Source organism: Nostoc sp. CALU 1950, from assembly GCF_051172895.1.
In the GTDB taxonomy this organism is placed as follows: domain Bacteria; phylum Cyanobacteriota; class Cyanobacteriia; order Cyanobacteriales; family Nostocaceae; genus Nostoc; species Nostoc edaphicum_A.
Map to the genome: position 1 here is coordinate 1 of NZ_JBDNJQ010000052.1, position 14,135 is coordinate 14,135.

Here is a 14,135-nt window from a genome sequence, read left to right on the forward strand (position 1 = left end):
GGGATCAAAAGTGCCTAAAGTTACAGAGAGAAACTTTTCAAACATCCTCTTAGACTAAGCCATACAAAATGACCTTTTTTGAATTCAAAATGCAAAATTCAAAATGAAGAGAAGAGTGAAAATAATTTTGAATTAATTAATTCTGGGTTTCAAGCCCCCGCTAAATTGAAAATTTAGCGGTCTTCAATTAGTGGTGGTTTCAAGCCCCCACTAATTGTCTTTAATTTTTAATTTTTAATTGGAGCGAAGCGACTTGACCCAGCAGGGCTGAGTTAATCAGAGACTTAGCAAAAGTACGAATAATCTTAGGTATTAAACAGCAACAGATGCTTCTTTACGTGGTCGTGTTACTGTTTTTTTTAACATAATTGGTTGTCAGCTTCATCCTTTAAATTAGGTCGCCAACAGATATGCGTAGGTGTAGCCAGTCGGAGAGATCGCATTACGAATTACGTGCAGTACTACCAGCTTTCAACTTTGGATAAGCAATCCGTTTGTGATGAAATTGCTGCCAAACATCCACAAATATCTGGGCAATTTGTGACATTTCTTCTCGTGTTAAGCCGGAATCAACGAGTTGATTATCTTGCCATTTGGCACGCAGGATATTATTTAGCATTGTTAAAGCTTGTTCGGTGGAGACATTAACTGATCGCTTTTCCTCTTTTGCGGGAGACGCACTGCGAAGGGGACGCTTACCTGAATCTGACCCTTGGAGCGATCGCAGCGCCGCTTCGCAAGAATCTGCTAACATCACAATTCCAGTTTCCCGTGATTGGGGAATTGGGCCATCGTAGCGGAAATCTGCGTCGTCTACCGTTAAACTTGGATCTTCCTGAGCCATTTGCTGGGCTTGGTGATGGAAATAGGCAATTAGCATCGTTCCCTGATGCTCTGGAATAAAAGCTTGAATCGCTGTCGGCAAAAGGTGTTTCCGCGCCATCACCAACCCTTCAGTTACGTGCTTTTTGATAATTTCTGCACTCTTCCAAGGGTCTTTAATCTCTGTATCATGTTTATTCGGCCCCCCCATTTGATTTTCAATAAAGCCAAGAGGGTCGTGCATTTTACCAATATCGTGATATAATGTTCCAGCCCTGACTAACTCAACATTGCAGCCTAGTTCTTTGGCAGCAGCTTCCGCAAGGGTAGCGACAAGCAGCGTGTGCTGAAAAGTTCCGGGAGTTTCAGTAGCGAGTCGTTTTAATAAAGGGCGGTTAGGGTTCGCCAGTTCTGCTAGGCGGATTGGGGTAACTAAATCAAAAACTTTTTCTAGATAAGGACTCAACCCTAAAGCAACAACACTCCAGCCGAAACCGGATAAAGCAAATAATCCGGCTTCTCGGAGGACGATATACCAAGTTGAACCAAATGCTTGACCAATTAAGATTTTAACAGCCAGGTAAATACCGCCCTGAGTTAAAGCGATCGCAATACCCAATAATGCCAATTCTTCACGCGATCGCAGTCGTTGTGCAATGTAACTACCTAATATTCCTCCCCCAACACCAGCTAAAAGGGCAGCCTTGCTCATATCCAAGCTAATGCCTAATATCGGCCACAGTAGTCCGACAACTGTCAACCCCAAGGTGGGGCCGTAGAAACTTCCCAACAATAAACCAAGGGCGCTCCAGGTGGTATATGGCAATCCTAGTGTGATCACTCCTGGCACACTCAGAGTCAGCAGTAACACCAATAAGCGATCGCGTTGTCGCAATTCGTAATCAATATGCCGTTCTACCCAGACAAAAATGCCAATAGCGATCGCAATAACGCCTGCTAACTTCACTAACTCGTGCCATTTTACCTCACGACGAATTAGGTGATAATGCTCCAGCACCTCAAAGTTCCATGCACTAATCTGCTCTCCTTTTTTGACAATCACCTCACCACGCTGTACCTTCACCATCACCGGCGGTATCCCCGCAGCAGCCTTTTGAGCGTTTTCTCTCGTTTGTTCCTCATCATTTTGCAGATTCGGCTTGAGTACAGCTAACAACAGTTTGCTTGCTAAAGGTTCAGCGGATTCTGGTACAAAAGTCTGCACTTGTAAGCTCACCGCATCTTGTAAGATATTTCGTGGTAGTCCCAGTGGGATACCTTGGGTAAGAATTCGCTCTATACTCTGATAAATTCCGATTTGTGTTTTTTCCCACTCACCATCTGACAAATCCAAAATGAGGGATTCCTCATATACTGCTTCTGGGCTAACACTTTCCAACTGTAAAAGTTTGGTAGTGGCTTGGGTGAATTTTTGGCGGGCTTGGGAAATTTGGGCAATCAGTAAAGACAAGTTTTTCTCAGAAGTGGCGACGCCGTAAGATTCTAGCTCTGCTTTTGCTTGAGCAAAGTTAGTGTTTTGAGAAAAATTAACTCTCTGTGTCTCTTCTGGACTCTGGTAATCAGATTTAGGTCGTGTTGTGCGCGGCTGGCGTTCTTGATTAGGAGCAGCTATCAATAATGAACGGAATGAGGTGGTAGTTTGTCCTGTTGCTTTCTTCTGCTGATTTTTACTATTTTCTAGAGCCAATAGCAGTGCTTGCCATTCTGAGTTAGGACAGGAGCGGAGGTAATGCTGGATAGAGATGGACAAAACTAGAGGATCAAAAAAAGGAAAAGCTCCAGCAACGGCGCGAATTTCGTTGCCATCATCAAGAAATTGTTGCAATTTTTCCTTGATTTGTTCGTTTATTCGCACGTTAACCATCAACACTTGTAAGGAGCTTTTACTGATGGCTTTGCGCTCGGCTTCTGTTTGTTTCTGATCTTCGATGCTAGCTGTGTAGGGCGCTGTAAATGTCTGGGGTGAGGGACTTCCTACTTGGAGTTGAGTTTGATTGTATAATTTATACCCAATAACCCCTGTGAGAGACACTACAGCGATCGCTAAAATCACCAAGGAACGCTGTTCATGTACCCATTCTAAACCGACTGTATAAATACCACTCTTAGTTTTGACCGATTTTGCCTTTAACCTGAGCGCTCTTTCTTGTTTTCGGCGATCGCTTTTTTCATTGGTTTTTGATAAAAACAGGAATACATTTGTGGCCATAGTCCTGATAAGTTCCCTTCTATGGCTTTTGCTTTTGGGACTTCTCATTAACTTTCCCTTACGGCGTAGTGCTTTGTACTGTCGCCGCCAGTTAGTCAATTGCTGGGTCAATAACTGCAAAAATTGCTGCATTTTCATTATCTTTGCCTGCAATTGCCGACTTTGATAGCTCAAAAAAGGACAATCATCAGGGAAGTTTTCTCTGTGGCTGCTGCAACTATGGTGGTTGGGCTTTTTTGTTGCCGATTTACCACAATAGCTACCTACAGAATCAGTCCGAGAGTTTACTGAAAAATTCTAGTATATAAGACTAGTACACTATGGCAGAAGTTTGCCTACCTTTAACAAGGTACTTAAGCCCCTTGTTAATTTGGTTAATTGAGATTAACGCGACCGAATAACGCGAGGAGCTGCATAAACTGAAAGCAGAGCCACCTCACATTCCTCCTCTGTTAACTCCGTTGGATTTAGAGCAAGATCATACACTCCTGACCACACCGCCACAAATGCATCGGTCAATTCTAACATTTGAGAAAAGCTAGTTAGTCCCCATGCTGGAGAATTCCTCTGCAAGAGCAATACTTGCCAATTTACGGGAATTCCACCTGTACCATTATATGCTCCTGATAAAGCACCAGTAATTGCACCTGTAGCCTGTGAGATTAGAGGCGTAGCATCTTGCATTTTAGTATTGCCATTGTCAATAGCCTGCAAAACTGCAAGGCGAAAGTCTTCCAAGGTACTTAAAAAGCAGTAAAACGCCATAGCAATAGTGTTACTGAGTTTTTCTTTCTTAGCAAACTCAGCTTGCGCTCTTGACAATCCAGCCCCTTGTTGTAATAAATTCTGGACTCTTAATAAGTTTTTTGGTATTGATGTCGGTGTTTCTCCGAGAAAAGAAACCGTTTGCGGGATAAGGGTTAAGGGGTCGAGTTTTTCAGTTAGGGCAAGAGCGATCGCATATCCTACTGCTAGTGTTCCATCCCTTACTACTGGGTCATCATCCCAGATTTTTAGCACACGCAACAAGGTTTGTCGCAGCTTTATTGGATTTTCGTGAAAAAAGAGTGCTACTGGTAGTGTGGAAATAATTATTTTTATTGATATGTCATCAGTTTCTAGTAAATGAGGAGACTCTTGTTGCTGACGCCTTATCCAATCATCTAAATCTAATCTACCCAATGCTATCAAACTCTGGGTACCCACAACCGCCATTCTGCCTAAATCTAGGTAACCCTGAAACTGTATTTCACTACCAGAGGCTAAACTTTCTCCCAGGAATGCTCCGAGTAAAGTACCTTTAAACCGACTTATAGGAGAGTAACGCATAGAATTTTGGATTTTGGATTTTGGATTTTGGATTTTGGATTGAAGAATTTAATCCAAAATCTAAACTCTAAAATCGATTCATTTTTCATTCTTTACGTTTCGTCTTTTCTTAAATGATTTACTAAAGCTTGTAAGCCCAACAAGTAACTTTGGACGCCAAAACCACTTATTTGCCCAATCGCGACTGGAGCGATGTAAGAATGATGGCGAAAATCTTCCCGACGGTAAATATTGCTCAGATGCACTTCTACTGTGGGCAAGTTAACAGCAGCGATCGCATCTCGCAATGCCACACTTGTATGGGTGTACGCCCCTGCATTAATCAAAATTCCTTGATATTGCCCTAACGCCTCATGAATAGTATCTACTAAAATTCCTTCATGATTTGACTGCAAAGGAAAAACTTTCGCCTGTAACTTGAATGCTTCTTCTTCTAACAGGCGGTTAATTTCAGCTAGTGTCAAAGAACCATAAATTCCTGGTTCTCGCTGTCCTAGCAAATTTAAGTTTGGCCCATGCAATGCCAGAATGCTTAAGGGTTTTAACGTCGAGTTTACCACTGTGATTTTAGTGGCGGCGGCGCGAGCGATCGTTTACAGGAATCGGAATCAGTTCCGGTTCCGGTTCAGCCTCTGGCCCTAATAGGCTCTCAATAAGCCTACGAGCTAATTCCTTAAGCTTTTCCAGCACCTTTTCTATATAGTCCATGAACTGACCGCTCCTGAGATACTACCTCAATTTTGATTAACAGGTACGCAGAAAATGGTATATTTTCGCACCTCTGGCTTCCAATCGGGCTGATACACAATCCCGTATTTGGGAGATAAGCCACTTCTAAAATTTAGCGTTGTGTTTTCCCTTACTTTTTAGAGTATCACACTTGCAACCTACCGAACTGTATCCTATCAAGGATGGATATCAAGGGTCAAGAGTCGAATGGCACTCTTGTTAAGCCCAAAGGCTTGTGTTGCCTCGTTCCTAGTCTTAAGACTGGGAATGTATTCCGAGAAGGTTGCTACCTTTGGTGGAGTTTCCCTGACTGGTTCCCAACCTTCAGACTGAGAATCAGTCAGGGCAAGTGCTATATCTTAACTTAGTGATATTGGTCAAGAGTCGGACTTTGAATTCTTGAGTGCCAAAATGAGATTTTAGATTGCCGATAACGCTAACGCTTTTCTACGAGATGCTAGCGATGCTAAAACCTCTTGTGAGTGAAACAAATCCAAAATCCAAAATTGCCTGACTCACAATTAGCCTTCTGTCGCCTTTTTTTTCGCAGTGGTCGTTGATGATTTAGCAGTTGACTTAGATTTGGAACTCGTTGATTTACTCGTTTTGCGAGTCGATTTCCCAGTCGATGCCTTAGCTGCTAACAAGTTCAGTGCCTCAGCCAGGGTTATATCTTCTACTGTTTGACCTTCTGGGATACTTACATTAGTTTTGCCATGCTTGATGTAAGGGCCATAAGGGCCATCGTAGATGTTAATTGTTTCCCCGTCCTCTGGATGCGTACCTAATTCGCGTAAGGCTGCCTTGGACTTGCTGTTGGTGGAACTGCGTCCCTTTTTTGGTTCGGATAACAATTCCAATGCACGTTCTAAGCTAATTGCCAATACATTATCAGCAGCTTTCAGGGAACGGTAGTCTTTCCCCTCCTTACCTTGGTCATGAACGACATAAGGGCCAAAGCGTCCCAAACTTGCTTGGATTTTGCCGCCTGTGACTGGATGAACTCCCAATGTCCGGGGTAGTGCCAATAGACCAACAGCCATTTCCAGGGTAACGGTTTCTGGGGTGACACCTTTGAGTAGGGAGGCTTGTTTCGGTTTAGGGTTTTCGTCGGTTTTGTCACCTAATTGGACATAAGGCCCATAAGCGCCAATTTTTACATAAATCGGTTCGCCAGTTTCGGGATGGCGACCTACCTGGTCAGGACCAGTGATTTTTTGCCGCAGCAATACTTCTACCTGTTTGGGGTCGAGATCAGCTGGCGTCAGGTCTTTGGGAATTGAAGCGGTGATAACTCCGTCACCATTTTCGACTTCAATATAGGGGCCATATTTACCAATGCGGACTTTGGCATCTAGATTTTCCAGTTCTACAGTCCTAGCTTTGGTGGCATCAATCTGACTTTCTCGTTCTTTTACCAGGGTTTCTAGCCCTTTTTCTCCCAGATAAAATTGCTGCAAGTAGGGTAGCCATTTCGCTTCACCTGTGGCAATGTCATCAAGGGTTTGCTCCATCTTCGAGGTAAAACTGGGGTCAACGATGTCTGGAAAATGTTTTTCCAGCAAGTCGGTGACGGCGAAAGCGGTGAAGGTGGGAATGAGAGCGTTAGTCACCAAATGGGCATAACCCTTATCGATGATCGTGCCAATGATGCTGGCGTAGGTACTGGGACGACCGATACCTTCACTTTCTAAGGTTTTCACCAAAGAAGCTTCGGTGTATCTAGCTGGCGGTTGGGTTTCGTGCCCAACTGCTTCTAAATCTGTACAATTTGGATGATCTCCCACTTTCAGATTCGGCAAAATCACTTCCTGGTCTTCCAGTGCTGCTTCTGGGTCGTCTGAACCTTCGACGTAGGCACGTAAGTATCCTGGAAATTCAATCCGTTTGCCAGAAGAACGGAATCCAGCATCCTCGACTTGCAATTGCACGGTAATTTGAGTTTGGCGGGAATCAGCCATTTGACAGGCAACTGTCCGCTTCCAAATCAAATCATAAACGGCAAGTTCTCGACCGCCCAAAGCAGTTTCTTGGGGCGTGCGGAAAGTGCTACCCGCTGGACGAATTGCTTCGTGCGCCTCTTGTGCGCCTTTGGATTTGGTGGTGTATTGCCGGGGTTGGGGGCTGAGGTATTGTTGACCGTAGAGCTTTTCTACACAACTCCGAGCAGCTGCGATCGCTTGATCTGACAAATGTACCGAATCTGTCCGCATATAGGTAATATACCCTTGCTCGTACAAATTCTGGGCAACCCGCATTGTGTCACGGGCTGAGAGGCGCAATTTCCGGTTAGATTCTTGTTGCAGTGTCGAGGTAGTGAACGGTGGCGACGGTTTGCGCGTCACTGGGCGTTCCTCAATGTCGTTAACATTCCAGGTTTTCCCAGTTAGGCGTTCCTTGAGCGCTACCGCTTGTTCTTCGTTGAGCAACAAGACATTGCGACCTGCGGTAATTTGTCCGGTCGTGGCGTCAAAATCGCTACCGTTAGCGATTTTGGTTCCTCCCAATGTGATCAACTGGGCAGCAAAGGGGGTTTTTTCCTTTGACAAACTGGCTTTCAAATCCCAGTACGTACCCTCATGGAAAGCGCGGCGTTGGCGTTCCCTAGTGACTAAAAGTCGCACGGCTACAGATTGCACTCGCCCAGCAGATAATCCCCAGGCGATTTTTTTCCATAGCAGAGGAGACAAGGTATAGCCCACTAGTCGATCTAAAATCCGCCGCGTTTCTTGGGCGCGAACCAACTGCTCATCAATATTGCGGCAGTTTTTCAGAGCTTTTTTGATCGCTTCTTGGGTAATTTCGTGAAACACCATTCGCTTAGTGGGAACTTTTGGCTTCAGCAATTGGTATAAATGCCAACTAATGCTTTCACCTTCCCGGTCTTCGTCCGTTGCCAGAATCAGTTCATCTACATCCTTGAGGGCTTCTTTCAGCTGGGTGACAATTTTCTTTTTGTCTTTTGGGACAACATATACCGGTTCAAAGTCGGCGTCCACATTTACCCCTAGCTGCGCCCATGTTTCCCCCTTGACGGCAGCGGGAATTTCACTAGCCGACTGGGGTAAGTCACGCACATGACCCATAGACGCCTCCACCCGATAGCCTGCTGGCAGGTAGTTGCGAATGGTACGAGCTTTGGTTGGAGATTCGACGATGACGAGAGTTGACATGGAAATTTCAATAAAAAGAAGAGCTACTAAGCCAAACAGTCAAATTGAGGTAACTTTTGCAAATTGTCAAGATAAAAGGTCACGCTTAGGGCGTTGATTTAATCCTCACATAAACTGCCTGCTTGGGAGAAAATCCGCTGAACTTATGGCCCAGTCTGTCCCAGAGGATAAATGAGGGTACGCTGGGTCTGAATTTCCAGCTATTTCAATCTTTAACTTATCTAACGCATAATTGGCGACTACAGTTTTTAAAATATTCCAATTGGGTATTGGGCATGGGGCATGGGGCATGGAAGATGAGAAAGCAAGGAACAGGGAGACAAGGGGACAAGGGGACTTGAGTGAGTACTTGTAACAAGTCTTTCTCCTTGTCCTCTTCACAATGCCCAATCCCCTATGCCTTATGCCCAATTCCCAACTTTAATAGAGCTTGTGCCAAAATTAAATCAAACTTGAGAGCAAAAGCGAAGTGGGATTTGTACCCATGTCAAGAAAGCAAAACCATGAAACCAATTCGTCAGGGTGATGTTATCTTACTACCTGTGCAGCAGGTTGAAGGACAAAAAATACCTCATTTAATTTTGGCAGAAGGCGAAGTTACGGGTCATAAACATCGTATCACTGAGGGTAGAGCGGAATTATCTGAAAAAGATGGCACACTCTATTTACGTGTTTTTTCAGAATCGGCATTGCTAGCTCATGAAGAGCATAAAGCTATTTCTATTCCCCAAGGTGACTGGATGGTGAAAATTCAGCGAGAATACGAGCCTGAAGGTTGGCGTTATGTCGCTGATTGAAAAGTTAACGTCTGAGCAAGAGGCTTTGATTCCAGTTTATCGGGACAAGTGGAGAGCGATCGCACTTTCAACTGAGAGAATTAATCGTGCAAAAGCGGCTGAAGTTGTTGAGAGTTTGTACTCACTTTTGGAAAAGAAAGTTCCAGAAATTATATTTTCTAATAGCCCTAATGCGACTATTAGCGAAATGCTCTTATTTAATTCATCTCAAAATCGGCTAGAAAGTAATTTAGTAGATTCTGTAGAGGATTATGTAAAAATTCAACTACAAAACTTTAGTATACAAGTATCTTTACAGCCAAGCGCCTCTTTTTATGAAAAACACTTATTAGCTTATAACGATAATCTAGAAACAGATTTTTTTGGAGAAGATCCATTTAATTTATTACATATAATTTTTGGCTTAAATCAATCTGAAATAGTTTGGCAGCTTTGGTCTAAAAAAGTGGAAGCTAAAGCGATTTCTTCATTAGGTTGGTTATATACTGCTGCGATTTTTGATTTTTTAATTTCAGAAATAAATTGTAAATGTAACCATACGATTTATAAATTGGTAGAGGAAGTAGTGATTTTAGGAGGGATGATATTCCCTTTTGAAAGATTCTGTTTGATATGCGATCGCCCTAAAAAATTATCTTTTGACAATCAAAATCGCCTCCACGCTGAAGGTGAACCCGCAATAAAGTATGCTGATGGATTTAGCCTCTACTCCTACCACGGCGTAACCTTGCCTGAAAAATACGGTAAAATCCACCCGCAGCAATGGCAAGCTGAATGGCTTTTATCAGAGGAAAATACCGAACTACGGCGAGTACTAATTGAGGGTATCGGTTACGCTATAATTTGCGAAGAATTGCAAGCTATTGAATTAGATAATTGGCAAGAATATACACTATTAAAAATTGATAATAATGTGGATATCGAACCGATTTATTTATTAAAAATGGCTTGCCCTAGCACAGGCTTTATTCACGCCTTGCGAGTTCCACCGAATATCAACTCAGCGCGTGAAGCGATTCGCTGGGTAAATTGGGGTGTAGATCCAGAGGAATTTGGTGTGCAAACATAATTGTTTAAGAGGATGTTTCAATAGCTCTTAGTGATGTATCAAATTCTTTTAGATCCCCCTAAATCCCCCTTAAAAAGGGGGACTTTGATCCGGTTACCCCTTTTTTAAGGGGGGTTAGGGGGGATCAATAAGTGCGAAGATACAGCCAACTACTTTTCAAACAACCTCTAAGCTCGACTTTATCCAAAATTCAGAGCTTGGTTCTCTTGATACGGCAAAAATCCTAGCTTTTTAGCAAAAGCTTTTTCGATGTCACTGATTCTCGGTGAAATCAAAAAAGTAAAACTACCGCCCGACAAAGGTTTCAGCGTCAGCTTGAGTGTTGCCAAAAAATGGATAAAGTCGAGCTAAGAGACTTTCCCCATTTAGAAATTGTTCAACGATCGCTACCTAATTTCTTGATAAAATCTCCATGTTCAGCAGACTGCAAACCTGCTTGTAAAACCTTCAAGACACCCTGCATATTACCTGCTAATAATTCTGTCGCCGCTAACCATAACCCTGGAAATACCCGACTTCGCAAAACGCCTTCATTGTCAGGTACTAATTCTAGATATTCACCCTGTTCCAGAGAAAACCAAGTCAATTTTTGGTCTAAAACTTGCCAAACAATATATTCTTTGACACCGTTGCGACGATAAGCCTGTTTTTTGCCATGAAGATCGATAGCTGCACTACTAGCAGCAATTTCCACAACTAACTCTGGCGCACCTTCAATATAATCATCTTCACTCAGCCGCGTTTGACCACCTGCTTCCGGTAGAATTAACAGAACAGCATCGGGTTGAGGTTCGTTATCTAAGTCTAAGCGGACGGTCGGTTCAACTCCCAACGCTACACCAGGAGTTGCAGCTTCGTAAGTACCAAGCCATGTCAAAATCCAACCATGCGGTTGACCGTGACTTCGGAAACGCAGAGCAGCAGGCATAATATAGACAATCCCTTCGGTTAATTCAGCTTTTTTCAGGTTAGGGGTGGCATTATAGCGACGCTCAAATTCGTAGCGGGTGAGTTTGTCGCCATTTTCCAAAGGAGGAATTGTCGAAGGCTGGGAGGGTGTTTTCACCATAATTGTTGTGAAAATGAGCTTGTGTACATCTTAGCGAATTAGGTAAAAATGCAACCGACTAGGGAAGGAGAGAGTAAAATAATTCGTACTTAATTTTTGTAACGGTAGTTTAGACTCTGGCACAAAAGCTGCTGCTTATTAGAAGCGGGGGACTTAAACCTTCAGAATTAATAAACAAATTTACTGAGATATTAAGATTTTTTTACAAAAAAAACAGGTAATGTTGTTTAAATTGATAGCTGTATCCCAAGCAGTAACTATATTTCAGCTATATCGTCTCTCCGAAAACCCGCAACAAACCTTATTTTTTTTCAGCCAGTATGTTTGAGAAAATCAGAAACGATTTAATAATTAAAGACTTATAAGTAGATCGGCTGAATTAAATGTAAGACTTCTCTCCAAACAATCTCTCCTTGGCTTTAATCCTACTCCCCTTTCCCTGTCAACGGCAGTTGTGCGATGCCTACGGCGGTAAAATACGCACCGAAGGGGTTGATGGTGAAGTCCATCTTATATTTTTTTACGCCCACTTACTTAGTTATTTGAGTTGAAAAGGGAGACACAAACATGAAATTAGCTTACTGGATGTATGCTGGCCCAGCCCACATCGGCACTCTGCGAATCGCTAGTTCTTTCAAAAATGTTCATGCGATCATGCACGCTCCCATTGGCGATGACTACTTTAACGTCATGCGCTCCATGCTATCGCGGGAGAGGGATTTTACTCCGGTGACAACCAGTGTCGTCGATCGCAACGTTTTAGCACGCGGCTCCCAAGAGAAGGTGGTAGATAACATCGTCCGCAAGGATGCCGAGGAACACCCAGATTTGATTGTGTTAACTCCCACCTGCACCTCCAGTATTTTGCAAGAGGATCTACACAACTTTGTGGAACGGGCGCAGTTGGAAGCGAAAGGGGACGTAATGCTGGCGGATGTAAACCACTACCGCTACAACGAACTGCAAGCCGCCGATCGCACTCTGGATCAAATTGTCCAATACTACATCGAAAAAGCTCGGAAACGGGGCGAATTACCAGAGGGCAAAACAGCAAAGCCCTCGGTTAACATTATCGGTACTACCACCCTCGGTTTCCACAACAATCACGACTGCACCGAACTGAAACGGCTGATGGCTGATTTGGGAATTGAGGTAAATACCTTAATTCCTGAAGGTGCTTCGGTAAATGACTTGAAAAAGATGTCCCAAGCCTGGTTTAACCTGGTGCCTTACCGTGAACTCGGTTTGACTACCGCCCGTTACCTGGAAGAACAATTTGGCACACCTTATATAGACATTACTCCAATGGGTGTAGTGGAAACTGCCCGTTGTATTCGCAAGATTCAGCAGGTAATTAACGCTCAAGGTGCAGAAGTTGACTACGAAAACTTCATCAATGAGCAAACTCTCCATGTCTCTCAGGCTGCTTGGTTCTCCCGTTCGATTGACTGTCAAAACTTGACTGGCAAAAAAGCTGTGGTCTTTGGTGACAATACCCACGCCGCCGCCATTACTAAGATTTTGGTGCGAGAAATGGGGATTCATGTTGTTTGGGCTGGTACTTACTGTAAATATGATGCCGATTGGTTCCGCGAACAGGTGAGCGAGTATTGTGATGAAGTGCTAATTTCCGAAGATCATGGTGCAATTGGGGATGCGATCGCTCGTGTAGAACCCTCTGCCATTTTCGGTACTCAAATGGAACGTCACGTTGGTAAGCGCTTAGATATTCCCTGCGGTGTAATTGCTGCACCAATCCACGTGCAAAACTTCCCCATTGGTTACAAACCATTTATGGGTTACGAAGGCACAAATCAGATTACAGATTTAATCTACAATTCCTTCACTTTGGGAATGGAAGATCACCTATTAGAAATCTTCGGTGGTCATGATACCAAAGAAGTTATTACTAGAGGAATTTCTGCTGATTCTGATTTGAATTGGACAAAAGATGGTCAAGCGGAATTGAATAAGATTCCGGGATTTGTTCGCGGGAAAGTGAAGCGTAATACTGAGAAATTTGCCCGCGATCGCGGTTTCAAGGAAATCAATGCCGAGGTGTTGTACGCTGCGAAGGAAGCTGTTGGGGCGTAGGTTAACAAGTTAGCGATTTTTAATAATAAAGGGCATATCTTAATGAATGCCTTTTATTATTACTTATTCTGACTTCAGCAGACGGAGAAAGCCAGCTTGTTCAAAGTGGTGATCTGTGGTTAATGCCTCTTTAATGCCAAGCTGTTGCATGACTATAAAAGAAGTGCTATCCACCAAAGACCAAGCTTTATCTTCTCTAGTTTTGAGTAGCTCCCAAGCTGCTGAATCTATTGTTGGTTCAATATAAATCAAGTTGATATAAGGAGCAGTTCTGACAGCTTCTACGTATTTAAATAATTGGGGACGAGGTACGCGTAAAGGGCTATTCAGCAAAGCCACTAGTTCAATAACAACATAATTAGTTGTTACCATTGCTTGATTTTGCTGACGTTTATGTTGAAAGCACTGCTTTGCTTGTTCATGGTAGGACTCAGTTGCAATAAATAAATTAGCCCACCCAGATGTATCTATAAAGACTTTATTCGTCAATTTTTAACTCCTGCTGCAAAGTTTGCTGGAGATATTGATCGTGGTTTTCTCCTACATCAAAATTATCAAATTTCAATGTACCTAGTAAAGGTAAAATTGGATCGAATTCTGAGATATTTTCCTGTTTAGCTGATTGAGATAACGATTGCAAAATTAAATCTTCTAAAGATAGATTCAGTTTTTGCGCCTGAGCAGTTAATTTACTTTCTAAGTCGTCTGACAACTGTATTGTTAATGTTTTAGCCATTTTATTCACTAGTTACGAATGAGAAAAATAACATTCCAAATGAGTATTTCAATCAGATGTTAATAATCTCATTATATGCCAAAATAA

At 43.0% G+C, this 14,135-nt stretch carries 11 protein-coding genes; 3 read left to right on the forward strand and 8 right to left on the reverse strand.

What is annotated here, in order from left to right; all coding sequences use genetic code 11:
* Positions 1 to 442: 442 nt before the first annotated feature.
* From ABF638_RS15865 to topA, 5 genes are all read right to left on the reverse strand, one after another.
* Entirely contained in the window at positions 443 to 3,190 is a 2,748-nt protein-coding gene (locus tag ABF638_RS15865; protein ID WP_435023735.1) for an HD family phosphohydrolase, read from the reverse strand.
* A gap of 246 nt (positions 3,191 to 3,436) precedes the next feature.
* Complete coding sequence (locus ABF638_RS15870; RefSeq protein ID WP_435023736.1) at positions 3,437 to 4,381, reverse strand: ADP-ribosylglycohydrolase family protein; 945 nt, start codon at positions 4,379 to 4,381, stop codon at positions 3,437 to 3,439.
* A 92-nt stretch (positions 4,382 to 4,473) separates the two neighbouring features.
* Complete coding sequence (aroQ, locus tag ABF638_RS15875) at positions 4,474 to 4,941, reverse strand: type II 3-dehydroquinate dehydratase (RefSeq protein WP_435023738.1); 468 nt, start codon at positions 4,939 to 4,941, stop codon at positions 4,474 to 4,476.
* Between the two features lie 7 nt (positions 4,942 to 4,948).
* On the reverse strand, positions 4,949 to 5,089 hold the full coding sequence (locus tag ABF638_RS15880) for a hypothetical protein (protein WP_012410890.1): 141 nt from the start codon (positions 5,087 to 5,089) through the stop codon (positions 4,949 to 4,951).
* A 542-nt stretch (positions 5,090 to 5,631) separates the two neighbouring features.
* Entirely contained in the window at positions 5,632 to 8,283 is a 2,652-nt protein-coding gene (topA, locus tag ABF638_RS15885) for a type I DNA topoisomerase (protein WP_435023739.1), read from the reverse strand.
* Positions 8,284 to 8,786: 503 nt separating this feature from the next.
* Between topA and ABF638_RS15890 the strand changes: the two genes are divergently transcribed.
* On the forward strand, positions 8,787 to 9,080 hold the full coding sequence (locus tag ABF638_RS15890; RefSeq protein WP_435023741.1) for a hypothetical protein: 294 nt from the start codon (positions 8,787 to 8,789) through the stop codon (positions 9,078 to 9,080).
* Positions 9,067 to 10,149: a DUF6745 domain-containing protein gene (locus ABF638_RS15895; RefSeq protein WP_435023742.1), complete on the forward strand. Its 1,083-nt coding sequence runs from the start codon at positions 9,067 to 9,069 to the stop codon at positions 10,147 to 10,149. Before ABF638_RS15890 ends, ABF638_RS15895 begins: the two co-directional genes overlap by 14 nt.
* A gap of 376 nt (positions 10,150 to 10,525) precedes the next feature.
* Here ABF638_RS15895 and ABF638_RS15900 read toward each other — a convergent pair whose 3' ends face one another.
* Complete coding sequence (locus ABF638_RS15900) at positions 10,526 to 11,218, reverse strand: Uma2 family endonuclease (RefSeq protein WP_435023743.1); 693 nt, start codon at positions 11,216 to 11,218, stop codon at positions 10,526 to 10,528.
* A 567-nt stretch (positions 11,219 to 11,785) separates the two neighbouring features.
* Here ABF638_RS15900 and bchB point away from each other — a divergent pair.
* A complete protein-coding gene (gene bchB, locus ABF638_RS15905; RefSeq protein ID WP_181930833.1) occupies positions 11,786 to 13,312 on the forward strand; it encodes a ferredoxin:protochlorophyllide reductase (ATP-dependent) subunit B in 1,527 nt (508 codons plus the stop codon).
* A 63-nt stretch (positions 13,313 to 13,375) separates the two neighbouring features.
* On the opposite strand, the gene ABF638_RS15910 is transcribed toward bchB, so the two are convergent.
* Positions 13,376 to 13,801, reverse strand: coding sequence for a type II toxin-antitoxin system VapC family toxin (locus ABF638_RS15910; RefSeq protein WP_435023744.1), 426 nt, complete (start codon positions 13,799 to 13,801; stop codon positions 13,376 to 13,378).
* On the reverse strand, positions 13,791 to 14,048 hold the full coding sequence (locus ABF638_RS15915; protein WP_435023745.1) for a hypothetical protein: 258 nt from the start codon (positions 14,046 to 14,048) through the stop codon (positions 13,791 to 13,793). Before ABF638_RS15915 ends, ABF638_RS15910 begins: the two co-directional genes overlap by 11 nt.
* Positions 14,049 to 14,135: the final 87 nt, after the last annotated feature.